This window comes from Demequina litorisediminis (genome assembly GCF_030161615.1).
In the GTDB taxonomy this organism is placed as follows: domain Bacteria; phylum Actinomycetota; class Actinomycetes; order Actinomycetales; family Demequinaceae; genus Demequina; species Demequina litorisediminis.
In genome coordinates this window covers 1,346,785-1,368,145 of the sequence record NZ_BSUN01000001.1, presented here as the reverse complement: position 1 = coordinate 1,368,145, position 21,361 = coordinate 1,346,785, and the positions used below count along the sequence as shown (strand labels likewise).

General features: G+C 69.2%; 26 protein-coding genes and 7 pseudogenes. 7 read left to right on the top strand and 26 right to left on the bottom strand.

The genetic code is table 11. The annotated features are described in order from the left end of the window. Positions 1-46 precede the first annotated feature (46 nt). From QQK48_RS08390 to QQK48_RS08385, 3 genes and pseudogenes are all read left to right on the top strand, one after another. Positions 47-586 carry a peptidylprolyl isomerase gene (locus QQK48_RS08390; RefSeq protein WP_284328151.1) on the top strand — a complete coding sequence of 180 codons (540 nt, stop codon included), beginning with the start codon at positions 47-49 and terminating at the stop codon, positions 584-586. Between the two features lie 222 nt (positions 587-808). Continuing rightward, positions 809-991: pseudogene (locus tag QQK48_RS21540) on the top strand (hypothetical protein); the annotation flags it as partial. 43 nt (positions 992-1,034) lie between these two features. After that, complete coding sequence (locus tag QQK48_RS08385; protein ID WP_284328150.1) at positions 1,035-1,403, top strand: rhomboid family intramembrane serine protease; 369 nt, start codon at positions 1,035-1,037, stop codon at positions 1,401-1,403. Positions 1,404-1,863: 460 nt separating this feature from the next. Here QQK48_RS08385 and QQK48_RS08380 read toward each other — a convergent pair whose 3' ends face one another. Next, complete coding sequence (locus QQK48_RS08380) at positions 1,864-2,109, bottom strand: cell division protein CrgA (protein ID WP_284328149.1); 246 nt, start codon at positions 2,107-2,109, stop codon at positions 1,864-1,866. Positions 2,110-2,259: 150 nt separating this feature from the next. Here QQK48_RS08380 and QQK48_RS19650 point away from each other — a divergent pair. The 4 genes and pseudogenes from QQK48_RS19650 to QQK48_RS08365 all read left to right on the top strand — a co-directional run. Continuing rightward, positions 2,260-2,724: pseudogene (locus tag QQK48_RS19650) on the top strand (class E sortase); the annotation flags it as partial. Continuing rightward, positions 2,618-3,049, top strand: coding sequence for a sortase domain-containing protein (locus tag QQK48_RS21535; protein ID WP_431308411.1), 432 nt, complete (start codon positions 2,618-2,620; stop codon positions 3,047-3,049). The pseudogene QQK48_RS19650 and the gene QQK48_RS21535, both read left to right, overlap by 107 nt. Before the next feature lie 161 nt (positions 3,050-3,210). Then, on the top strand, positions 3,211-3,837 hold the full coding sequence (locus QQK48_RS08370) for an aminodeoxychorismate/anthranilate synthase component II (RefSeq protein ID WP_284329346.1): 627 nt from the start codon (positions 3,211-3,213) through the stop codon (positions 3,835-3,837). Positions 3,838-3,941: 104 nt separating this feature from the next. Further along, complete coding sequence (locus QQK48_RS08365) at positions 3,942-4,151, top strand: hypothetical protein (protein ID WP_284328148.1); 210 nt, start codon at positions 3,942-3,944, stop codon at positions 4,149-4,151. Here the strand turns inward: QQK48_RS08365 and QQK48_RS08360 are convergent. From QQK48_RS08360 to QQK48_RS08245, 25 genes and pseudogenes are all read right to left on the bottom strand, one after another. After that, positions 4,148-5,026, bottom strand: a complete 879-nt coding sequence (locus tag QQK48_RS08360) for a prenyltransferase (RefSeq protein WP_284328147.1) — start codon at positions 5,024-5,026, stop codon at positions 4,148-4,150. The two genes, QQK48_RS08365 and QQK48_RS08360, sit on opposite strands and share 4 nt — an antisense overlap. Beyond that, positions 5,023-5,331 carry a lycopene cyclase domain-containing protein gene (locus QQK48_RS08355; RefSeq protein ID WP_284328146.1) on the bottom strand — a complete coding sequence of 103 codons (309 nt, stop codon included), beginning with the start codon at positions 5,329-5,331 and terminating at the stop codon, positions 5,023-5,025. The genes QQK48_RS08360 and QQK48_RS08355 overlap by 4 nt, the downstream gene beginning before the upstream one ends. Next, positions 5,328-5,645, bottom strand: coding sequence for a lycopene cyclase domain-containing protein (locus QQK48_RS08350; protein WP_284328145.1), 318 nt, complete (start codon positions 5,643-5,645; stop codon positions 5,328-5,330). Before QQK48_RS08350 ends, QQK48_RS08355 begins: the two co-directional genes overlap by 4 nt. After that, positions 5,642-6,220: an FAD-dependent oxidoreductase gene (locus QQK48_RS19645; protein WP_348523540.1), complete on the bottom strand. Its 579-nt coding sequence runs from the start codon at positions 6,218-6,220 to the stop codon at positions 5,642-5,644. Before QQK48_RS19645 ends, QQK48_RS08350 begins: the two co-directional genes overlap by 4 nt. Before the next feature lie 224 nt (positions 6,221-6,444). Continuing rightward, complete coding sequence (crtI, locus tag QQK48_RS19640) at positions 6,445-7,260, bottom strand: phytoene desaturase family protein (RefSeq protein WP_348523539.1); 816 nt, start codon at positions 7,258-7,260, stop codon at positions 6,445-6,447. Then, a complete protein-coding gene (locus tag QQK48_RS08340; RefSeq protein WP_284328144.1) occupies positions 7,257-8,150 on the bottom strand; it encodes a phytoene/squalene synthase family protein in 894 nt (297 codons plus the stop codon). The genes crtI and QQK48_RS08340 overlap by 4 nt, the downstream gene beginning before the upstream one ends. Further along, complete coding sequence (locus tag QQK48_RS08335) at positions 8,147-8,689, bottom strand: polyprenyl synthetase family protein (protein WP_284328143.1); 543 nt, start codon at positions 8,687-8,689, stop codon at positions 8,147-8,149. Before QQK48_RS08335 ends, QQK48_RS08340 begins: the two co-directional genes overlap by 4 nt. Beyond that, positions 8,664-9,230, bottom strand: coding sequence for a polyprenyl synthetase family protein (locus tag QQK48_RS08330; RefSeq protein ID WP_284328142.1), 567 nt, complete (start codon positions 9,228-9,230; stop codon positions 8,664-8,666). Before QQK48_RS08330 ends, QQK48_RS08335 begins: the two co-directional genes overlap by 26 nt. A gap of 86 nt (positions 9,231-9,316) precedes the next feature. After that, a complete protein-coding gene (locus QQK48_RS08325; protein ID WP_431308410.1) occupies positions 9,317-9,874 on the bottom strand; it encodes a PASTA domain-containing protein in 558 nt (185 codons plus the stop codon). Next, positions 9,864-10,085 (bottom strand): PASTA domain-containing protein, encoded by a 222-nt coding sequence (locus QQK48_RS08320; RefSeq protein WP_284329466.1) that lies wholly within the window; start codon positions 10,083-10,085, stop codon positions 9,864-9,866. The genes QQK48_RS08325 and QQK48_RS08320 overlap by 11 nt, the downstream gene beginning before the upstream one ends. Positions 10,086-10,133: 48 nt before the next feature. After that, positions 10,134-10,229, bottom strand: a pseudogene (locus QQK48_RS08315) (hypothetical protein); the annotation flags it as partial. Further along, positions 10,225-11,514, bottom strand: a pseudogene (pknB, locus tag QQK48_RS08310) (Stk1 family PASTA domain-containing Ser/Thr kinase); the annotation flags it as partial. The pseudogenes QQK48_RS08315 and pknB, both read right to left, overlap by 5 nt. An 8-nt stretch (positions 11,515-11,522) precedes the next feature. Further along, positions 11,523-12,559 (bottom strand): annotated as a pseudogene (locus QQK48_RS08305) (serine/threonine-protein kinase). After that, positions 12,556-13,641: a penicillin-binding transpeptidase domain-containing protein gene (locus tag QQK48_RS08300; RefSeq protein WP_348523538.1), complete on the bottom strand. Its 1,086-nt coding sequence runs from the start codon at positions 13,639-13,641 to the stop codon at positions 12,556-12,558. Before QQK48_RS08300 ends, QQK48_RS08305 begins: the two are co-directional and overlap by 4 nt. Next, a complete protein-coding gene (locus tag QQK48_RS21530; protein WP_431308409.1) occupies positions 13,617-13,976 on the bottom strand; it encodes a hypothetical protein in 360 nt (119 codons plus the stop codon). Before QQK48_RS21530 ends, QQK48_RS08300 begins: the two co-directional genes overlap by 25 nt. 53 nt (positions 13,977-14,029) lie before the next feature. After that, entirely contained in the window at positions 14,030-14,203 is a 174-nt protein-coding gene (locus QQK48_RS08295; protein ID WP_284329345.1) for an FtsW/RodA/SpoVE family cell cycle protein, read from the bottom strand. A 109-nt stretch (positions 14,204-14,312) separates the two neighbouring features. Next, positions 14,313-14,438, bottom strand: a pseudogene (locus QQK48_RS08290) (FtsW/RodA/SpoVE family cell cycle protein); the annotation flags it as partial. A 56-nt stretch (positions 14,439-14,494) separates the two neighbouring features. Continuing rightward, positions 14,495-14,941: an FtsW/RodA/SpoVE family cell cycle protein gene (locus tag QQK48_RS08285; RefSeq protein WP_284329344.1), complete on the bottom strand. Its 447-nt coding sequence runs from the start codon at positions 14,939-14,941 to the stop codon at positions 14,495-14,497. Positions 14,942-15,289: 348 nt separating this feature from the next. Next, positions 15,290-17,056, bottom strand: a complete 1,767-nt coding sequence (locus tag QQK48_RS08280) for an FHA domain-containing protein FhaB/FipA (RefSeq protein WP_431308408.1) — start codon at positions 17,054-17,056, stop codon at positions 15,290-15,292. A 155-nt stretch (positions 17,057-17,211) separates the two neighbouring features. After that, on the bottom strand, positions 17,212-17,919 hold the full coding sequence (locus tag QQK48_RS08270) for an FHA domain-containing protein (RefSeq protein WP_284328138.1): 708 nt from the start codon (positions 17,917-17,919) through the stop codon (positions 17,212-17,214). Positions 17,920-17,975: 56 nt separating this feature from the next. Beyond that, positions 17,976-18,185, bottom strand: a complete 210-nt coding sequence (locus QQK48_RS08265; protein WP_284328137.1) for a flagellar assembly protein FliW — start codon at positions 18,183-18,185, stop codon at positions 17,976-17,978. Continuing rightward, positions 18,116-18,778 carry a flagellin family protein gene (locus tag QQK48_RS08260; protein ID WP_284328136.1) on the bottom strand — a complete coding sequence of 221 codons (663 nt, stop codon included), beginning with the start codon at positions 18,776-18,778 and terminating at the stop codon, positions 18,116-18,118. Before QQK48_RS08260 ends, QQK48_RS08265 begins: the two co-directional genes overlap by 70 nt. Before the next feature lie 213 nt (positions 18,779-18,991). Next, positions 18,992-19,306, bottom strand: a complete 315-nt coding sequence (locus QQK48_RS08255) for a flagellin N-terminal helical domain-containing protein (RefSeq protein WP_284328135.1) — start codon at positions 19,304-19,306, stop codon at positions 18,992-18,994. A 4-nt stretch (positions 19,307-19,310) separates the two neighbouring features. Beyond that, positions 19,311-20,720: pseudogene (gene flgK, locus QQK48_RS08250) on the bottom strand (flagellar hook-associated protein FlgK); the annotation flags it as partial. A gap of 92 nt (positions 20,721-20,812) precedes the next feature. Then, positions 20,813-21,166, bottom strand: coding sequence for a hypothetical protein (locus tag QQK48_RS08245; protein WP_284328134.1), 354 nt, complete (start codon positions 21,164-21,166; stop codon positions 20,813-20,815). Between the last annotated feature and the right edge of the window lie 195 nt (positions 21,167-21,361).

Sequence of the window (21,361 nt, the reverse complement as noted above, 5' to 3'; positions counted from 1 at the left end):
GGCATCTACCCACTGTCAACGCGAGAGCCGTGGAAGAATGTTCCGCATGATCGCAACCATTGAAACCACCGCTGGCGACATCCGCATCAACCTGATGCCGAACGACGCCCCCGCCACCGTCAAGAACTTCGTGGGACTCGCCACCGGCGAGAAGGAGTGGACGCACCCCGCGACCGGCGAGAAGAGCAACGAGCCGTTCTACAACGGCATCGCCTTCCACCGTGTCATCGAGGGCTTCATGATCCAGGGCGGATGCCCGCTCGGCACCGGCACCGGCGGCCCCGGCTTCACCTTCGACGACGAGATCCACCCGAACAACCAGTTCGACCGCCCCTACCTCCTGGCCATGGCGAACGCGGGTAAGCGCCTCAACCCGATCACCGGTCAGCCCGGCGGCACCAACGGCTCGCAGTTCTTCATCACCGTCGGTGCGACGCCTCACCTGAACCAGGGCCACACCATCTTCGGCGAGGTCGCCGACGACGAGTCGAAGGCCGTGGTCGACAAGATCGCCACGACCGCGACGGATGGCCGCGACCGTCCCCGTGAGGACATCATCATCACCTCGGTGACCATCTCCGAGTAAGCGAGTGACCACCCCCGCGGGCGCAGGCGCGCCGACCTGCCCTCGTCACCCCGACCGCGTCTCCTATGTGAGGTGCCAGCGGTGCGAGCGGCCGGCATGCCCCGAGTGTCAGCGCCCCGCGCCCGTGGGGGTTCTCTGCGTCGACTGCCTCAATGAGGCGAAGGCCCAGGCCCGGCCCGTCCGGTCGCGTCTGGGGTTCACGATGACGGCCGGCCCCCGCTCGTGACGTACGTGCTCATCGGGCTGAACGTGCTGGCGTTCTTGTACGGCACGGCCGTCATCGGAACGCAGCAGTGGTACCTCAATTGGGGCCTTGTGCCCGGAGTCACCGATCAGTTCTTCGGCTTGGGCACCGAGCCGTACCGGTGGATCACCGAAGGGTTCGTGCACTTCGGACTGTGGCACATCGGCATGAACATGCTCGCGCTGTGGCAGGCTGGGTCAGGCATTGGAGCCTGCCCTGGGCCGCTGGCGCTTCCTTGGCTTGTATGCGGCATCGCAGATCGGCGCGTCGCTCGGCGTGGTGCTGCTTGCGAGCAGCGGCGTGCACGGCGGCGCCTCGGGCGCGATCTTTGGCCTCATCGCTGCCTACGGCATCGTGCTCAAGAGGCTGCGACTGCCGTACACCCAGGTCCTCGTGATCGCCGCGATCTTCATCGGCGGCCCGCTCCTGGCGGAGTTTGTGCCAGGGCTGGGGATCTTCTCTGGCCTGTCGTGGCAGGGCCACCTGGGCGGCGCAGTCATCGGCGCGGCGACGATGCTCCTGATGTTCCGCGGCGTCGATAAGCGCGAGGCTGCCGCGCGCGCTGGGCGCTAGGCAACGCTGTCCCGGCGCCACGTGCGCCCGGGACGCACGGGCGCGCCCTCCTGAGTCGCGCCCGCTCGATCGCGCCCTCCTGAGTCGCGCCCGCTGGACCGCGCCCGCTGAGCCTTCGCCATCGGGTCCCTGGCGGCACACAGGCGCACCCCCGGGGCGGCGAGCGTCGCGCCGAGCAGCCTCGCGTGGGCGACTTCTCCACAGGCACCGAGCGCGCGAGACGCGATCCCCACACCCTGGGGAGTGGTGGACAACGCGGAAAGTTATCCACAGCACACCCCTCGACTTTTGTCACAGGTGTCACACCTGTCACATCCGCCCCACAACGTTGTGGATAAACCGTGGATCAGCGGAGAAGAACGGGGGAAAACTGGGGATAACGCTGGGGATATGTGAATAACACCCGTGTAGTTATCCCCACCGTTGTCCCCAACTGGGGAGAACTACACGGGTGTAGTTCCTACTTCCAGCGCGTGAAGAGCGCCATGGACGCCGCCATGAACGCGAAGCCCACCACGAGGTTCCAGTCGCCGATCGGCAGCGGGTAGTTGGCGCGGGTGATGTAGTACACGACGATCCACGCGGGGCCCAGCACGAGCAGCGTCACTGCCGTCGGGACGAGCCACTTGGGGTTCCCCGACTCGGTCTTGCCGAGGTTCTTCGGCGCCTTGTAGACGTTCTTGTCGCGCTTCTTCGAGACGGCCACGCTAGTTCTCCGTTGTCGTTCGGGCCCGACCTTGCCGGGCGGTGCTGCCCCTAGCGTACCCAGGGGACGTGGACACGCTCACGAGGCCGTCCAGAGCGCGTCCGCCGACCCTTCTGAAGCGCCTGCCTTGTCCCGTACGCTGGAGCCACCATGAGCACACCCGCTGACGTCGAGACCGCGGACCACCCGCCCGCGCACGTGAAGCCCCGTCGTGGCATCACCGTCCTCGGAGTGGTGGGCGAACTCCTGATCCTCGCCGGCGTGCTCCTGGGCCTGTACGTGGTGTGGTTCTTCTACACCGACGTCCAGGGTGACCGCGCCCAGCGCGAGATTGTGGAAGAACTCGCGTGGGCGGACGCTGATGTGGTGGGCGGCGACATCGCCGCCTCCACCACCGACACCATCCCCGACGACCTCAAGGTGACGGACGAGGACCCGCCCGCCATGGAGTACCCGGCGTACACGGAGACCTTCGCGACCATGATGGTGCCTCGCTGGGGCGACGACTATGTCCGTCCCATCTCCGAAGGCGACACCCGCCGCGACGTCCTGGACCCCCTCGGCATCGGCCACTACCCGGACACCGCACTGCCTGGCGAGACGGGCAACTTCGCGCTCTCGGGTCACCGGACCACCTACGGTAAGCCGTTCAACAGGGTGGATGAGCCTGCAGAAGGGCGACTACCTGGTGATCCAGACCGCCGACATCTGGGCCGTCTATCACGTCACGGACTGGGAGATCGTGGACCCCTCGGCGGTGGAGGTCATCGCCCCCACGCCGAACGACCCGTCCGCGGGTGCCACGGGCCGCTTCATCACGCTCACCACGTGCCACCCCGAGTACTCGGCCGCCGAGCGCTGGGTTGTTTACGGCGAACTCGACTACTGGGCCCCCACGGGCCATGGTGTTCCCGCGGAACTCCTGGAGGTGCCCTCATGATCTCGACTTGGCTGTGGAGCCGCATGCCCGGTGCGGCGTGGCTCAAGATCCTGTTGCTGATCGTGGTGATCGCAGCGATCGTCATGGTCCTGTTCGAATGGGTCTTTCCCTGGGTCTCGACCCAGCCTGCCCATCCAGGACCCCACCATCGAGGAGGCGCCATGACCCGCATTTTGGTGATCGACAACTACGACTCGTTCGTCTACACGATCGTGGGCTACCTGCGTCAGATGGGCGCCGAGACGGTCGTGGTGCGCAACGACGCGGTGCCCGACGCGGGTCCGCTCGAGGAGTACGACGGCGTCCTGGTGTCCCCGGGCCCCGGCACGCCGGCCGAGGCGGGCGGCTCCAACGATGTGATCCGCGACTGCGCGCGCACGGGGACGCCGATGCTCGGCATCTGCCTGGGGCACCAGGCGCTCGCGGAGGTCTACGGCGGCGTCGTGAGTCACGCGCCCGAGCTCATGCACGGCAAGACGTCGCAGGTCTCGCACCGCGGCGAGTCCGTGCTGGTGGGGCTGCCCTCGCCGTTCACGGCGACCAGGTATCACTCGCTTGCCGTCGAGGAGGACACCGTTCCCGACGTGCTGGAGGTCACCGCGCGCACCGACAACGGGATCATCATGGGCCTGAAGCATCGCGACCTGCCGCTTCACGGCGTGCAGTTCCACCCTGAGTCGGTGCTGACGGAGGGCGGACACCGCCTGCTCGCCAACTGGCTTGAGGTCTGTGGACTGCCCGATGCCGAGGCACGCTCCGCTGGCCTGTCGCCGCTGGTGCGCCGCTAGCCCTCCGCCCTCGGCGAAACGCTCTCCGGAGCCCCCATCTGTCAACTAGTGTTGACGTTGTCAACCTATGTTGACAAGGCGAGAGGGCGGGTGTGATGGTGACGATGGCCGAGGAACGGGACCCCGATGGCGTCCGTGCCGCACTTCAAGAAGTTCGGCGTCAGCGAGCCCAGATTGAGCGCGACGAGGCGGCCGCGGTGCGCCGCGCTCGCAACGACGGCCTCACGTGGGAGCAAATCGCCGTGGACCTCGGGGTAACGCGTCAGGCCGTGCACAAGAAGCACCGCGGGCGCGGGCCGGGGCGCAGGCTCTAAGCCCAGCCGTTCCACTGGACGATCAGCAGGATCGTCACGAGGAAGCCCACGGGCTGGTTCAGCCACAGGAACGTGCGCCAGCCGCGGTTGGCCTCCTCGCAGGTCGCGTCCGTGATGGCCCAAAAGCGCGCCGTGGACGCGGCGTACGCGAGAGGTAGGGCCGCGGCGAGGATGCCGGGCCACGGCAGCGCCAGGAGCAGGGCCGATGCCGCCAGGTACAGCACGACGGCAAGCCGCACCGTGGCGCGCGCACCGATCACGGTCGCCACGGAACCGATGCCGCCCGCGCGGTCGGCGTTCACGTCCTGCACGGCTCCGAAGGCATGGCTGGCCATCCCCCACAGGATGAACGCTACCCAGACGGGCCAGACGTTGGCGCCGGTCAGGGGCACGTCGGCCAGCACCAGCGCGTACAGCAGAGGTCCAGCAAAATGCAGCGCCGAGGTGAGCGAGTCGAGGAAGGGCCGCTCCTTGAAGCGCAATCCCGGGGCGGAGTAGGCGATCACGCCGAACACCACGAGAACCAGGGTGAACGCCGCCCAGGCGTCGCCGGCCACGAGCAGCCATGCCATGAAGGGCACCACGGTGACCGCGCACGCGATCAGGATGGCGCGGTGCACGCGGCGAGCCTCGCCGCGGTCTCGCACCACGTCTCCCTCGATGCCGCCCTTGCGGGGGTTGGCGAGGTCGGATTCGTAGTCGAAGACGTCGTTGATGCCGTACATCAGCAGGTTGTACGGCACCAGGAAGAACAGCGTGCCCACGATGAACACCGCATCGACGTCGCGCGTGGCCATGAGGTATCCCGCGGCGAACGGGTAGGCGGTGTTGATCCAGGCGATGGGGCGCGAGGCCCGCACGAGGGCGCCGATCATGGCGCCTCCGTTGCGGAGGCAGTGCGCCCGCCGAGCGACTCCCACAGCGTGGGTACCAGGAGGACGGCACCGATCGCGTAGGCGAGGTCCTCGAGGGGAGCGATGGGCATCGTGACGCCGGAGATGAGGTCCTCGTCGTATGCGACGATCTCGAGCCCCACGATGATGTTGTCGAACACCACGGTGAGCGCGAGGAGCACGAGGCCGGTCAGGACAAGCGGCCGATGCGGCAGTCGCCTCAGCACGGGAAGGCACGCCACCGCCAGGAGGGCCAACACGGCGACGGAAAGGATCACGTACGTCATGCCGCCTCCCGCCTGCGCGCGAAGGCCCGCCACAGCAGCAGCGTCTGATACGTCAGGAGGGTGAGGAAGAAGACCTCCTCCAGCGGTACCTCTGGCGCGATCAGAATCCCCGACTGGTAGGGGCCGGCGCCGATGAAGAAGATGCCAAGGCCGGTGCCCACGAGGTCCCAGGCCAGGAAGAACGCCACCGCGATCAGGAGCGTCAGGACGGTGCGACGCGGCTCGGCGAACAGGGCGACCCGGTACCGCCAGTCCAGGGTGGCCAGGCCGCCGATGCTGATGAGCAGCGCGCTCAGGTACAGCCAGTGCGTCACGGCGCCTCCCCTGTGGCGAGCGAGCGCGCCAGGGCGCCAAGTCCATCGGCCCGCTTGGAGCGTGCCAGATAGCCGGCGGGCAACGGAGCGGGCAACGGTGAGGCGCCGGTGTCGCCGAGCAGCCGCTTGGCGACCAACTCCGCCGAGATGAGGCAGATGGGCACGCCGATGCCGGGCGCCGTCGAGGATCCCGCGAACAGCAGGTTGGGGACCTTCGCGGACACGTTCGATGGCCGGAACATCGCCGACTGAGCGAGCGAGTGCTCGAGCCCCAGCGCGCCTCCTCGCCAGGCGCCCAGTTCGGTCGCGAAATGGTGCGGGGTCAGGACCTTCTTGACGGAGGTGCGTTCGCGGAGCCGGTCGATGCCCGCCCAGCGTCCCACCTGGTCCAGGTACCGCGCGATGTGCTGGTCGAGGGCGGCGCGTGAGGCGGCCGTGGCGCCGAGGGCCGGGTCCGCGGGGAAGGGCACCAGCATCGCCAGGTTCTCGTGGCCATCGGGCGCCGTCGAGGGGTCGGTGGCGGAGGTGCGTGAGACGTAGATCGATGCCGGATGTGGCACCGTGAGGTCGTCCATGATGGCGCGGAAGTTCGCGTCCCAGTCGCGGGTGAACGCGAGCGTGTGGTGGGCGAGTTCGGGAAGGCTCGCCCTCCACCCCGGCGAGGACCATGAGCGCGCTGACGCCGGGTCGCTTGCGTCGCCAGGTCCGTTCGGGGCGCGACTGGTGCTCGGGTGACAGCAGCGCGGTCTCGGTGTGATGCATGTCTGCGCCGGAGACCACGGCATCGGCCGCCACCACCTCACCGGTGTCGAGCCTGGACCCCTGTGGCTCGGCCACGCTCGACCACGATCCGCGTGACGCGTGCGCCGGTGCGGATCGTGACCCCCTCGGCCTCTGCGGCGGCGCGCAGCGCCTCCACGACCGCGTAGAGGCCGCCGCGGGGGTAGCGCACGCCCTCGATGAGGTCGAGGTGGCTCATGAGCGAGAACAGACTGGGGAGGCGATCGGGCGCGGAGCCCAGGAACACGGCATGGAATCCGAGCACCTGGCGCAGGCGAGGGTCGCGCACCTGGGAGGAGATCGAGGAGCCCAGCGATCGCGTCAGCAGCCCCGCGAGTTCGGGCAGTCGGCGAAGCGTGGCCGCGTCGAGCGACCTGTCCGGCCGCTCGAAGGTCGTGTAGAGAAAGCGATCGAGCGCGAGCCGATAGCGGTCGCCGGCGGCATGGGCGTAGCGACGCATCGCATCGCCGTCACCGGGGCTCAGCGCATCGAAGGCCGCCCAGTTGGCTGCGGGGTCCGCCGTGACGTCGAGGGCGCCGCCCGCACCGGGTGCCTCCTCGAAGTACACGCGGTACCGGGGGTTGAGGTCCACCAGGTCGAGCTCGGCCTTGACGTCGCGCCCCAACAGCGTGAAGTAGTGCGCGAACGCGTCCTCCATGAGGTACCAGGACGGCCCCGTGTCGAAGGTGAAGCCGTCCACCTCGAGCCGGCCCGCGCGTCCACCCACGGTGTCGTGGCGTTCCAGAAGGGTCACCCTCGCACCGCCGCGGGCCAGCAGTGCCGCCGTGGCCAGCCCCGCGACGCCGCCGCCGATGACGACGATGCCGTCGCTCACGGCACCGCCTGAACGCTGGTGCGGCCCGCGAGGTTGCGCAGCGCGTGGCGCGCCTTGGTCAGGCCGGGCACGCGCACGCGCCTGCCAGCAAGGGCCGATGCGGGGGTTGCCGCGATGCGGTCGAGCAGGTCCTCGTAGATGTCGGCGGTGGTGGCGACGGAGGTGCGTGCGCGTCGCGGCAGTCCGTCGACGGTGGCGCGCGCCGCGGCGATGTCCGCGCGACAGTCGTCGACCAGCGTGGCAACCTGGGCGTCCGTGAGCCTGGCCGTATCGATGCCGGGGAAGTAGGAGCGGCCGCGCGTCTCGGCATCGGCACCGAGGTCGCGCAGGAAGTTGACCTTTTGGTAGGCCGCGCCCAGCCGCCTCGCGCCGGCCGCGAGCTCGGGGTCCAGCGGTGCCGGGCCACCCCCGGCGTTTATGAAGACGGCGAGGCACATTTCCCCGATGACCTCGGCGGAGCCGTACACGTACGCCGCGAACGAGGCCTCATCATGATCCGCCACCGTGAGATCCATGCGCATGGAGGCGAAGAACGGATCCACCATGGCGCGGGAGATCCCCACGCTCGCAGCGGTGGCACCGAACGCGTGGGCGACCACGTCTGCGGAGAACCGGCCGGACATGGCACGATGCACCTCTGCTTCGAAGCGGTCCAGCACCTCGGCGGCGTCGTCTCCTCGGTAGGTGTCCACGATCTCGTCGGCGACGCGCACCATGGCGTAGATGTTGGCGATGTGTCCGCGCATCTGTCGCGGCAGGAGCCGCGCTCCCAGCCCAAAACTGGTGGAGTAGTGCGCGATCACCTGCGCGGAGGCCGCGGCGGCCGCCTTATCGAACAACGCAAGCGACGTGTCGTCGTCGTGGTGCCCTGCGGCTCCTTTGCCCCTCACGAGGCACGCCCCAGGAGACCGTCGATCAGCGCGACGAGGTGTCCACTGAGCGGGGCGGGGATGCGCTCGGCAGCGATGCGGGACGCCGCGCGCGCACGCACCCGTGCGGTCCGCAGCGCGGCATCGCGGGCGCCGGTGTCCACCAGGATGGCGCGCACCGCGGCCGCCCCCTCCTCGCCCAAGGTGGGATCGCCCAGGTGCGCCTCGAGTGTGGACCGCTGCGCGGCATCGGCCTTCTCCCATGCGAGCCGCATCATCTCGGTGCGCTTGCCCGACCGCAGGTCGCTCAGGCGCGACTTCCCTGTGACGGCGGGGTCGCCGAAGACGCCGAGGTCGTCGTCGATGATCTGGAACGAGACACCCAGGGCCAGGCCCAGGCGTTCGAGGTGCGCCAGCATGGTCGGGTCGCCGCCCGCGAGCCGGGCTCCCGCAAGCAGCGGTACCACGCACGAATACCAGGCCGTCTTGAGGGCGGAGACCAACAGAGGGTCTGCCCGCTCCAGAGGGTCGATGTCACCGTAAACGTCGAGCAGGCTCACCCGCGATGGTGGAACGGATGGCCCGCGTGACCAGGTCGAGGCACGCGATGCGATGGTGGGCAGGGAGCGTGGAGCGCACGATGAGGTCGTAGGCGCTCGACAGGGCGAGGTCGCCTCCCAGGAGGGCCGCGGCCTGCACCTGGGTGTCAACGGTCGCGGCGGGCAGGCCCAGACCCTCGAGTTCGGCGCGCCGCAGCCCCGCGATGTTGGGTCTGCCGCGGCGCACCTCATCGCGATCGAGGATGTCGTCGTGCACCAGCATCGCCGTGTGGAGCATCTCCATGGCGGCCGCCACGGGGATCACGGCATCGGGATCGTCACCACCGAGACCTAGGTATCCGGCGATCGTCAGCGCGGGCCGCAGGTTCTTGCCGCCGACGAACTGAGCGCCCAGGTGATCCCACAGCCGCGAGTAGTCCGGCGCGGCGACAGGCATAGCGTCGCGCGCGTGAACGACGTAGGCGTCCAGGTGGGCATGGACGCGCGGCAAGAGCGCATCGATGGTGGACTGCAGTGTCCTCGGGGCAGCGACGTCAGTCATGGTGCGACCTCCAACCCCGCGGTCTCACGGGATATTCCGTGACACCGCGCACCGGCGGGCCCATGGGCGAGGACCCGATCATCGGGCTACTCGCCGGGCGGGATCGAGACGTCGACGTCCGGCGTGTCCGTGGGGTCGGGCTCCGGCTCCGGGCCATCCGAGAGCACCAGGGTGACCGTGGTGTCGGGGGCGACCTGCGTGCCCGGGTTGGGGTTCTGCGAGATCACAGCGCCCTGCGGGATGTTGTCCGAGTACTGCGACTCGCCATAGGTGTACGCGAGGCCAGAGGTGCCGAGCTCCCGCTCGGCGTCCGACTGCGACTTGCCGGTGACGTCCGGGACCGCGACGGTGGACGGGGCGGTGGCGACCTCGATGGTCACCGTGGAGCCCTGGTCCACCTTGCCGGCGCTGGGGCTCTGACCGACGACGGTGCCCTCCTCGGCGTCCTCGTCCTCGACCTCGGTGACGGACGGGATGAGGCCCACCTCCTGGACGGCGGCGCGTGCCTCGTCCTCGGTCATGCCTTCGAGGTCGGGGAGCTCCACCTGGCCCGAGGCGACGTACAGGGTCACCGACGTGCCGGCAGGGACGGACTCTCCCGCGGCGGGATCCGTCTCGATGACACGGTCAGCCTCAAGGCTCAGGATCGTCCTGGATCTCGACGGAGCCCACCTTCAGGCCCGCGTCTTCGATCGCGAGGCGCGCGTCCTCCTGGGTCTTGGCGCGCACGGACGGCACCTCCACGGCATCGGGGCCGGAAGATACCCACAGCGTAACGACCGGTACCTCGGGGGCCGTGGTCGCCTCGAAAGCGGCGCCCGCCGCGAGGGCGAGGGCCTCGCCCTCGATCGGCACCTCAACGGTCTTGCCCGCCTCGGGATCCGTGCGGGTGACCAGGCCCTCGTCGACGTCGCTGCTGGCCTCGTTCTTGACCTCCACCTCGAGACCCAGGCTCCTCGAGCCGGGCCTGCGCGGCAGCGGCCTCCTGGCCGGACACATCGGGGATGGTGACCGATTCGGTGGTGGGAGCGTCGTCTCCGCCGCCGGAGAGGATCATCCAGACCACCAGGATGACCGCGAGCAGCGCTGCGCCGCCCAGCGACCACCACAGGATCTTCTTGCGGCGAGCCTCGTCCTCGTCGGCGATGTCGGTCTCACCCGTCACCGTGGCGACCGCGCCGGACTGTGGCGGCGGCACCGATGCCGGGGCGCCACCCATGACGGCGTCCCACTGGTTCGCGGGCTGCGCCATGACCTCGGTCGCGTCCGTCTCGGGACCACCAGGGGTGACCGGCATGGCCTGCGTGGGCTGCTCGGCGATGTCCTCGGCGGAACCGGCGGCGAGCCCGGCGGCAGCGACTCCCGCCGCGCCAGCGCCGAAGGCGGCGGAGCCGAGGCCCACGGCACCCGTGGCGGCGCTGACGGTGCCGCCACCCATGACGGCGCGCAGGTCACCCAGGAACTCCTGAGCGGTCGCGTAGCGCTGGTCACGATTCTTGGCGAGCGCGCGCAGCACCACCTGGTCAAGCGCCTGCGGCACGTCGGAGGCGAAGGCCGACGGCGCGGGCGCCTCCTCGCGGACGTGCTGGTAGGCGACGGAGACGGGCGAGTCGCCGATGAACGGCGGACGGCCGGTCAGCAACTCGAACAGCAGGCAGCCTGCGGAGTAAAGGTCCGAACGGGCGTCGACCGTCTCGCCGCGCGCCTGCTCGGGTGACAGGTACTGCGCGGTGCCCACGACGGCCTGCGTCTGCGTCATGGTGTTGCCCGCATCGGCCAGCGCACGCGCGATGCCGAAGTCCATGACCTTGACCGCTCCGGTGGGGGTCAACATCACGTTCGCGGGCTTGATGTCGCGGTGGACGAGGCCCGCGTGGTGCGCGTAGTCGAGCGCGGTGAGCACGCCCGTGGCGATCTCCACGGCCTCGTCGATGGGCGCGGCCACGTCACCCTTGAGGATGTCGCGCACGGTGTGACCCTCGACGTACTCCATGACGATGTACGGGACAGCCTGCGGGTTGCCGTCGGCACCCGAGGTGTGGTCCTCGCCCGTGTCGTACACGGCAACAATCGACGGGTGGTTCAGTCCCGCGGCCGCCTGGGCCTCGCGGCGGAACCGCGTCTGGAAGGACGGGTCGCGCGCGAGGTCGGCGCGCAGGATCTTGATGGCGACGGTGCGGCCCAGCCGGGTGTCGTACCCAATGTGGACCTCGGCCATGCCACCGCGACCAATGAGGTCGCCGATCTCATAGCGTCCGCCGAGAATCTTCGCGTCGTCGTTCATGGTGTCCTTCAGTCTTCCACGTCGTGCGTCGTGTCGTGGGTCATTGTTCCAGGTCTCGGCGAACACGCATCACGAGTGTCACCGCCTCCGGGGGGCGTCGGGTCGGGGTCGGTAGGAGCGAGGGGCGATCGAGGGGGCATGGCACGCGAGGTAGCGCCCGAACGGCTGCGGCTCGCCTCGGCGGGGCTGGGAACGCTGGGTGCGTCCGATGCCGGGGTCGAGCCGTCTGCGGCCAGGTCGAGGCGGCCGATGCGTTCGATGAGGTCGCGGGCGTCCTTGGGCCGTTTCCGGGGGCTCTTCTCCAGCAGGTCCATGATGAGTTTCGCGAGGCCGGGCGACACGGTCGAGGGAAGTGCCGGCACCGCCTCGTTGACGTGCGCGATCGCGATGTCGACGGCCGCGGGTGCGGTGAAGGGTCGTTTTCCGTTGACCGCCTCGTACGCAATGATGCCGAGCGCGTAGAGGTCGGACTGCGCCGTCGCGGGCTTGCCGAGCGCCATCTCGGGCGCGAGGTATTGCGCGGTACCCATCACCATGCCGGTCTGCGTCAGCGTGGTCTGATCCATCGAGCGCGAGACGCCGAAGTCGGTGATCTTGACGCGGTCGCCCTCGCGCACCAGCAGGTTGCCAGGCTTGATGTCGCGATGCATGACGCCCGCGGCGTGGGCCACGGCGAGACCCCGGCATGTCTCGATCATGATGCGCGCCAGGCGGCGCTCGGACAGCGTGCGCTCCCGCTCGAGAATGGTCGCGAGGGACTCCCCTCGACCAGTTCCATCACCAGGTAGGCCGTGTCGTCGTGGTCGCCGTAGTCGTAGACCTGCGCGATGTTGTCGTGGAGCAGGCCCGCGGCGTTGCGGGCCTCGTTGCGGAAGCGCTTGAGGAAGGTCTCGTTGGCGGCGGCATGCTCCTTGAGCACCTTGATCGCCACAGGACGGTCAAGTTCCGTGTCGACGCCGCGCCAGACCTCGCCCATGCCGCCGACGGCGAGCAGGGAGCGCAGGACATAGCGTCCGCCCAGGGTGGTGCCGGCGTGAAGCGTCACAGGTCACCCTCCTCGTCCAGGCGGATCGCCTCCTCCATGACGGCCTTGGCGATGGGGGCGGCGACCTTACCTCCGGTCGCCTCCGAACCCAGCGAGCCACCGTTCTCCACCACCACGGCCACGGCAATCACCGGGTCATTGGCCGGGGCGAAGGACACGAACCACGCGTGGGGCGCGGCGCCCTCGACGCCGGTCTCTGCGGTACCGGTCTTGCCTGCCACCTCAACGCCGCTGATGCGTGCCGCGGTTCCCGTGCCCGAGTCCACCACGTCGACCATCATGTCGGTGAGGGTGTTGGCGTCCTCGGTGGTCATGGGCTCCTTGTAGACCTCCGGCTCGGTGACGTCGATCACCTTGAGGTCGGGGGCGCGCACGGTGTCCACGAGGTACGGCGTCATGAGGGTGCCGTCGTTCGCGATGGCGGCGGCCACCATGGCCATCTGGAGCGGCGTCGAGCGGACGTCGTACTGCCCGATGGCGCTCATGGCGGTCTGAGCATCGTCCGGATCGGACGGAAGGCGCGAGGCTGTGACCGACAGCGGGATGTCGATCTTGTCGGTGAAGCCGAACTCCTCGGCCTTGCGCTCGATGACCGACCATCCGAGCCCCATGCCCAGGTCGGCAAACGCCGTGTTGCAGGCTGGTGCGCAGCGCATCGGCCAGCGTGGTGGACTGGCCGTCGCCGCACGATTCGCCGCCATAGTTGCCGATGGTCTTGGACGTGTCCGGCAGCGCGAGCTCGTCGGGCGCGTACAGGCTCCGTCTCCGGCGTGTATCCGGCCTCCAGGGCTGCCGCAGCGTCGATGAGCCTTGAACGTGGAACCCGGCGGGTAGGTGTCACCGGCGATAGCGCGGTTGATCAGCGGACCGTTCTCCTGCGCCAGGAGCGACTGGTAGTTCTGGTTCACCACGGACGAGTCGTGGCCGGCAAGGTCCGCCGGGTCGTAGGTGGGGCTGGTCACCATCGCGAGGATGGCGCCCGTCTGCGGGTCGAGAGCGACCACGGCGCCCACCTCGTCGCCCAACTCCTCTGCGGCCACCTGCTGCAGGCTCGACTTCAGGGTGAGGCTCGACCGATGCACCCTGCTGCTGCTCGCCGGAGAACAGGTTGCCAAGGCGCGTCCAGAACAACGCGTCCGCGGAACCGTTGAGCAGGCTCGTTCTCGGTCTGCTCCAGCCCGGAGCGCCCGTACACGATCGAGTAGAAGCCGGTGGCCGAGGCGTACAGCGGGCCGTCGGCGTAAGTGCGCTGGTAATTGAAGGAGTCGTCGGACGGAGCGGACCACACCACGGACTCGCCATCGACCACGAGCGGGCCGCGGAAGTTGCCGTACTCGCGGTACAGGGTGCGGACGTTGCGTGGATCCTGGCTGAGCGTCTCCTCGTTGACGACCTGAATCCACGAGGCCGCCGCCATGAGAGCAAGGAACAGGATGAGGACCACCACGGACAGGCGACGTGCGGGCTCGTTCATGCGCTCACCGCCTCCGTCGACCTGCGCGCCTGATCGGAGACGCGCAGGAGTAGGGCAATGACGAGCCAGTTGGCGAGCAGGGAGGAGCCTCCGTAGGCGAGGAAGGGTGCCGTGAGCCCCGTGAGGGGGATGACGCGCGTGACGCCGCCGACCACGATGAACACCTGCATCGCGATCGAGGTCCCCAGGCCCGCCGCAAGCAGGCTTGCCGAAGCCGTCGCGGACCCCGATGGACGTCCTAAACGCGCGCTGCACCACGATGATGTAGAGCGTGAGGATGGCCATGAGGCCCGTGAGGCCCAACTCCTCGCCGAGCGAAGCGATGATGAAGTCGGACTCGGCATACGGCACCAGATCGGGCCGCCCCTGGCCCAGCCCCGTGCCGAACAGGCCTCCCGACGCCATGCCGAACAGGCCACGCACCAGCCTGCTCCGACGTGCCCGACGAGTAGACCTCGGCGTCAAGGGCATTGAGCCAGGCGTTGAAGCGGCCGCGCACGTGCGGCACGGTGAGGGCCGCGAAGGCACCACCCACAAAGAAGAGGCTCATGCCGATGGCGACCCAGGCTGAAGCGCTGCGTGGCGACGTAGAGCATGCCGAGGAAGATGGAGAAGAACAGCAGCGAGGCGCCCAGGTCACGCTCGTAGACCATGATCAGCATCGCGGCCGCCCACACGATGAGCAGCGGGCCCATGTCGCGCACGCGCGGGAAGCGCAGTCCCAGCACCTTGGGGCCCGCCAGGGCGAGGGTGTCGCGGTTGGTCACCAGGTAGCCGGCGAAGAAGATGACGAGGGCGATTTTGGCGAACTCGCCCGGCTGCAGCGAGTTGCCGCCGATCGAGATCCAGATGCGTGCGCCGTTGACCGTGATGCCAAGGCCCGGCACCAGCGGCAGCAGGTACAGCACCAGGCCCACGATGCCCGCGGTGTACGTGTAGCGGCGAAGCCTTGCGGTGGTCGCGGAGCACCAGCAGGACACCGATCATCACCGCGACGCCGAGCACCGCCCAGATCATCTGCTGCGTGCCGAACGACGTGTCCTCGGCGTAGTCGATGCGGCGAATCTCGGCGATGCCGACGCCGTTGAGGGTGAACACGGCGGGCAGCAGCACGGGGTCCGCGTGAGGCGCGACGCGCCTCAGCGTGACATGCGCCGCGAGCATGAGCACCGCGATCCCGGCGCCGTAGGCCGCCATGGTGGGGATGTCGAGGAAGTCAGCGTGATAGTCGACCTGGGCGATCGCGAGCACGATGATCACCCACGCCAGGCCCAGCAGAGCCAGGCTCGCGCGTGCGGCCCGAGCGGACCGTGACCTCTGCGACGGTCGCCACCTAGCCGTCCCTCCCGGAGGCGGACGCCTCGGGGCTGGGGGCCGCCGTGGAGGCGCTCGCGGACGGGCTGGACGTGGGCTCCGGCGTCGGCTCGGGCGTCGGCTCGGGGATGTCGACCGTGAGGGACTCCACGATCTCGCGCGCCTCCTCGAGGCTGCCCGCACGGATCGTGTCCTCGATGCGTTGCTGCTGGTACGGCTCGAGGGTGGCGACGGGGATGCCCGTGTCCTCGATCAACGTCTCCAACTGAATGAACGGCAGATCCTGCGGAATTCCCTGGTAAATGGCGACATCGATACCGTCGGAGCCCACGTAGTACTGCGTCTGGGTCCAGCGGTACGCGCCCCACGCGGCGCCAGCGACCACCAGCAGCGCGATCAGTGGCAGCACCCATGGCTTGACCTTTGCCCAGGTGCCGGAGCCTGCGGGCGTCATCGTCATCGTCCTCGACGCGGGCCGACTGCTGCTGGAGCCGTGCGGCGCGCCCGGCGGCGGAGGAGCCGCCAGCGGTGGGTCGGTGGCGGTCCGTGGCGGCGGCACCCACGATCTGCGACGTGGAGGACGGGCCGATGCCGTCCGCTTGCGCATCGATGTCGACTACGTCCGCGACGATGCACGTCACGTTGTCGGGCGCGCCTGCCGCGAGGGCAAGCCCCACGAGGGCGTCGGCGCAGTCGCCGGGGTCGGAGACGTCGGCAAGGGTCTGCGCGATCGTGTCGCGGCTCACGACGCCGGACAGGCCGTCGGAGCACAGCATCCAGCGGTCGCCTGGGCGCGTCTCGCGCACCGAGATGTCCACGGGAACGTCCGCATCGACATCGCCGAGGACGCGCAGCAGCATCGACCGCTTGGGGTGGTTCTCGGCATCGGCCGCACTGAGGCGACCGGTGTCCACCAGGTGCTGCACAAAGTTGTGGTCGGTGGTGACCTGGTCGAGCGCGCCGTCGCGCAGCAGGTAGGCGCGCGAGTCGCCGATGTGCGCCATCGACAGCGTGGAGCCAGCGCGCAGGAGGGCCGTCACCGTGGTGCCAAGGCCCGAGAGCTCTGGGTCGTTCGCTGCGCGCTGGACAATCTCGGCGTGCGCCTGCGCGATGGCGTCCTTGAGTTCGTCGAGGGCCTCGTCGGGGCCGTGAGACTCGCCGTCGAGCGCCGCCAGGCGCCCCACCGCGATCGAGGATGCGATGTCGCCTCCCGCGGCGCCGCCCATACCGTCGGCGACCACCAGCAGGTGGGGACCGGCGAAGGCGGAGTCCTGGTTGTTGGCGCGCACCAGCCCCACGTCGGAGCGCGCGGCGAAGTGGAGGGAAAGGAACACGCTCAGGCTCCTCGGCTCGAGCGTGGTCGCGCCCAGGCGCAGGTGGTCGCCTCGCTTGAATGGCATCGGGTCACCGACGCGCTGGTTGTCGAGGTATGTGCCGTTGGTCGAACCCAGGTCCTCCACCCGCCACTGGTCGCCTTCGGGGAAGATCCGGCAGTGCTTGGCGGAGCAGTAGTCGTCATCGATGACGAGGGTGCAGGTGGGTGAACGGCCGATGAGGATGGGCGCCGAACCCAACGGGATCACGGTGCCCTTGAGGGGGCCGGACGTGACGGCGAGGTGACCCGCGGAGCCTCTTGGTCGCCGAGACCGCACCCGCGCGCACACCCGTCCCCGCGCGCGAGGGTGCCGCCACCTTGTTGGTGCGGGCATCGGGCTTGGGGCGAGCGTTGCGGCCACGGCCGCGCGAGGTCACGCGCGTGCCGTACAGGTCCGCGCGCAGTACTCCGATCGCCGCCAGCACCAGGGCCCACAGCAGGATGAGGAACCCGAAGCGCAGGAGGGTGATCGAGATCTCGCTCATCGAATCAACTGTCCTCTTCGGCAGGGACCGCGTCCCAGTACATGATGGTGGTGCGGCCTACCGTGATCGCGTTGCCGTCGAGCAACGTGACCTCGCTGACGCGCTGGTCCTCGACCATGGTGCCATTGGTGGAGCCCAAATCCGTGAGGATCGTGCCGTGCTCGGTGATCTCGAAGCGGCAGTGCTGGCGTGACACGCCCGTGTCGTCCAGCACGATGTCCGATTCCGACCCGCGTCCGATCACGGTCATCTCGCCGGTGAGGTGATAGCGCTGGCCGTCGATGTCGATGAGGGGGTAGCGCGAGCGGTCGTCGCGCTCGGTGGCGGGCGCTACCGGTCCGCGGGTGGACCGACTGGTGACGGCGAGGCGGCCGGTCGCGAGCGACTCGTCCTCCTCGAACTCGACCTTCACCGCGCCCACGAACGAGTAGCGCTGGTGACGCGCGTGGTCGCGCAGCGCCTCTTCGATCTCGTGCGCGAGCGCCTCATCGCCCCACTGGGAGATGGCCTCGTGATCCGTCGCGCTGAGCGCGATCGCATACTCATTTGGCGCGACCGTACGGTTGCGGTCGACGGCGGCGGCACGCGCATCGCACTCACGCCGCACGGCCGAGGCGATCTCGACAGGCTTGACGCCGGACTTGAAGGTCCGCGCGAAGGCTCCCTGCACGGCGTTCTCGACGCGCTTCTCGAAGCGATCCAGGACTCCCATACCTGGAATCGTATAGGGCCACCGCGATCCCCTCGGGGACTGCGGGTCCCGTGCCGTCACGCCGACGGTTGGCTTCCGAGCGGTGCTCGCAGTGGCCAGTCCTCGTCAAGCACGGCCTGGACCGCGGCACCGGAACGTAGGTTGACCACGATGGGCGCGAGCAGGTTGGCGGAGAACTCGCCCTGTGCCGTGCGCGTCACGACGGTGAGCACCAGGGCATCGGCGAGATCCTCCACGCCGATGCTCTCGCGCTGCTCGTCGGACAAGGTGGGTGCGTAGTCGGGAAAGAACGGCCGGGGAGACGGCAAAGAGGCGCAACTGGGGGTCCTCCGCGGCGCGCAGCGTCACCATGAAGCCCTGGTCGTCGAGCGCAGTGACGTGGAAGTCCACGTGCGCGCCCAATCCCGGCGGCGGCGTGACGAACGTGACGTCGTCGGGAAGCCTGGCAGACCGAGTGCTGGGCGCCGTCGAGCGCCACCATGACGCTCATCGCAGGAAGTCCATGAGACTCGGCTGCAGCACGCGGGCCGTGGCGCCGAGGGCGCCCTGGTAGGCGACTTCCTGCATCTGCAGGCTCCATGACGGTCTGGGCGAGGTCGATGTCCTCGATGCCGGAGATGGCGGAGGAGAGGTCCTGGAGCCGCAACGCGAGGCTGGACTGCACGTCCGTGACCTGCTTCATGCGGACACCGACATCGGTGGCCGCGGCGAGCATGGTGTTCATCCGGTCGTCGATCTCGTTCAGCCGCGTCGAGACGGGAACGCCGTTGCGCAGATCCGCCGCGATCGAGTCGAGGAGAGCGAAGACGGACTCGTCGCCCTCGCCGAACACCTGCTCGCCGTTGGTGTCGACCCTCACGGTCGCGTCGGCGCCGATGCGACGGTCGACGCTTCCGGCCGCCGTGCCTTGCCAGGCGTAGGGCGGGGTGCCGCTGGCGTCCGTGAACGTGGTGCCTCCCGCCGAGGTGCCGGCGAAGATCTGGCGGCCGTTCAGCGTGGTGTTCGCGACGTCCAGCAGCGTGTCCCGCAGTCCCTCGAGGCTCCGTGGCGATCGCCTCGGCCGACACGCCGTTCACGACTCCGCTGTTGGCGCCCTGCACGGTGAGGTCGCGTGCACGGCGAAGCACCGACAGGGTGGTCTGCAGCGAGTGTCGGTCTGCGACAGCCACGTGACGCCGTCGTCCGCGTTGCGCTTGGCCTGGGTGGCGGCGGCGTAGTCCGCGCGCAGGCTCATGGTGCGGCCGGTCGCGCTTGGGTCGTCGGACGCCTTGGAGATGTTCTTGCCCGAGGACAGGCGCGCCTGGAGGTCGGCCATCGTGCGCAGGTTCCCCTGAAGATTGGCGAGCGTGGAGGTGCGGACAGTCTGTTGGGTGACGCGGGAGATCATGGCCTTACCTTCCTACCACTCCGGTGCGGTTGATGAGGGTGTCGAGCATCTCGTCGATCGCGGTCATGACCCTGGCGGCGCCCTCGTAGGCACGCTGGTACGCAAGCATGTTGGTCATCTCCTCGTCGACGTCGACCGAGGCGTTCGAGAGGTGAAGCGATGCGGCGGTGGCCCGTGCGCTCTCGGCCACCTGCGCGCTGCGCTTGGCCGAGGCAGAGGTCACGCCGAGGTCGACGATGAACGCGCGCCACGTCGCGTCGGGGCCCGTCGCCGTGGCGCCAATTTGCGAAATGGCGTCCGCGACCGAGCCGTCGAGCGCGCCGCCCACGCCGTTGCCTGCGGCCACGTGGTCGGGATCGGTGATGGCGACCGTCAGGCCGAGCGCCGACGCCACGCCGGGGGTGAACGAGAAGAAGTCCACGCCGGTGTCCGAGGGCGGAGCGGCGAGCGTGGTGCCCGCGGCGTGCACCGCGTTGACGGACGAGGCGACGTGCTCCGCGAGGGCGTTGACCTGATCGACGGCGTGCGCGATGGAGCCGCCGAGCGAGGAGCCCTGCAGCGAGGTGACCACGCCAGCGAGCGCCCCGTCGGTGAGCACCAGCGGGGTGCCATCGGCCCACGAGAGGGCCACAGCATCGGCGCTGGGGGCGGGCTCGGCAATGGCGCCCGCCATGGCGTGCGAGCCGGAGATCTGGACCGCGGTGGCCTTGTCTCCCTGCACCAGCGGGTTGCCTGCCACCATCACCGTGAGCGTGCCATCGGTCTGCGGACGCACCGTGGCGCCCACGGTGGCGGCGAGTTCGGTCGCGAGGAGATCGCGCTGGTCCATGAGTTCGTTGGCGGAACCGCCGGACGCGAGCACGGAGCGGATCTGGGCGTTGAGCTCCGCGATGCCCTTGGCAGCCGAGTTCACCTCGGTGACGAGAGCGGTCGCCTCGGCTCGCGCCTGGTCCCACTGGGACTCGAGCGAGCGGTAGGTGTCGCCGATCTGCGTCACCAGGCCACGGCTGGTGCCCAGCAGCGCCGTCCGTGCCGCCGTGGAGTCGGGTGCGTTCGAGACGTCCTGCCACGCGTCCCAGAACTCCTGCAAGGTGGCGGCCACGCCGGTGTCGCTGGGTTCGGTGAGGACCGTCTCGAGGCGGGAGAGGGTCGTGGCGAGCGCATCGGTGTGCGCGGCCTGTCCCGTCTGGGTGCGCATGCGTGCGTCGAGGAACTGGTCAGAGAGACGGGCGAACCCCACCACGGAGACGCCGTTGCCGGTGCCGGACGACGTCGAGAACAGCGCGGTGGTGCTCGCCGTCGACAGGGACTGAAGGTCGGCGCGCTGGCGCGTGTAGCCCACGGTGTTGGCGTTCGCGACGTTCTGCGCGCTGACCTCAAGCGCCTGTCGCTGCGCGACGAGCGACGAGTACGCCGTGGAGAGTCCGGAAAAGCCTGCTCATCGTCTAGATGTCCTCATCGATCAGGAAGGCTTTGTCGCCAGCCTTGCTTGCCGCACCCGTGGTGTCATAGGTGCCGCCATCGGTGTCGACGCCCAGCAGCGCCTGCTGGGTCGACTGCAGGGCCTGCGAAAGGAGGCTGGTGGTTGCTCACCCCGAGCGAGGCGATCTGAGCGGTGAGCTCGGAAAGCGCTGCGTGGTGCGCGTGCATGAGGTCGTCCCACGGTGCGGGGGACGCGCCCGCGATGTCCTTCAGCGAGGCATCGGCGCTCAGCCCGAGCGCGGTGGCGGCCGCCTCCGCGTGCATGGCGCGGCCGATCTCGGCGGTACGCATGCGTTCGAGGACTACTTCCACTTCGCGGGAGGCGCGTCCCACCCAGCGGGTGCGCCCGTGTGCGACGACGAGTTCCTGTTCTTCCAACTTGAACAGCAACGTCTCAAGGAGGCTCCCGCTCGTTCCACAGTGACGTGGACAGGCTCATCCATGGGCTGCTCCTTCGATTGCGAACGGCGAACGGCCCTGGTGGAGCCCAGGTGCCGGGGTGCCGTGGGTTGACAGAAGAACCATCGGTCGAGCGTCAAGGAAGTTTAGCGCTCGGCACATCGTGGACTCTCG

Coding starts and splice junctions, on each gene's coding strand:
- QQK48_RS08355 (WP_284328146.1), bottom strand. CDS start 5,331: ATGACGTACGTGATCCTTTCCGTCGCCGTGTTGGCCCTCCTGGCGGTG.
- QQK48_RS08255 (WP_284328135.1), bottom strand. CDS start 19,306: ATGATCTCCCGCGTCACCCAACAGACTGTCCGCACCTCCACGCTCGCC.
- QQK48_RS21530 (WP_431308409.1), bottom strand. CDS start 13,976: ATGGCGGCGGCCTCGTGGATTCAGGTCGTCAACGAGGAGACGCTCAGC.
- QQK48_RS08370 (WP_284329346.1), top strand. CDS start 3,211: ATGACCCGCATTTTGGTGATCGACAACTACGACTCGTTCGTCTACACG.
- QQK48_RS08295 (WP_284329345.1), bottom strand. CDS start 14,203: ATGCAGGTGTTCATCGTGGTCGGCGGCGTCACGCGCGTCATCCCCCTC.
- QQK48_RS21535 (WP_431308411.1), top strand. CDS start 2,618: ATGTCCGTCCCATCTCCGAAGGCGACACCCGCCGCGACGTCCTGGACC.
- QQK48_RS08390 (WP_284328151.1), top strand. CDS start 47: ATGATCGCAACCATTGAAACCACCGCTGGCGACATCCGCATCAACCTG.
- QQK48_RS08270 (WP_284328138.1), bottom strand. CDS start 17,919: ATGGGAGTCCTGGATCGCTTCGAGAAGCGCGTCGAGAACGCCGTGCAG.
- QQK48_RS19645 (WP_348523540.1), bottom strand. CDS start 6,220: ATGGACGACCTCACGGTGCCACATCCGGCATCGATCTACGTCTCACGC.
- QQK48_RS08330 (WP_284328142.1), bottom strand. CDS start 9,230: ATGACTGACGTCGCTGCCCCGAGGACACTGCAGTCCACCATCGATGCG.
- QQK48_RS08360 (WP_284328147.1), bottom strand. CDS start 5,026: ATGATCGGCGCCCTCGTGCGGGCCTCGCGCCCCATCGCCTGGATCAAC.
- QQK48_RS08365 (WP_284328148.1), top strand. CDS start 3,942: ATGGCCGAGGAACGGGACCCCGATGGCGTCCGTGCCGCACTTCAAGAA.
- QQK48_RS08280 (WP_431308408.1), bottom strand. CDS start 17,056: ATGCCCGCACCAACAAGGTGGCGGCACCCTCGCGCGCGGGGACGGGTG.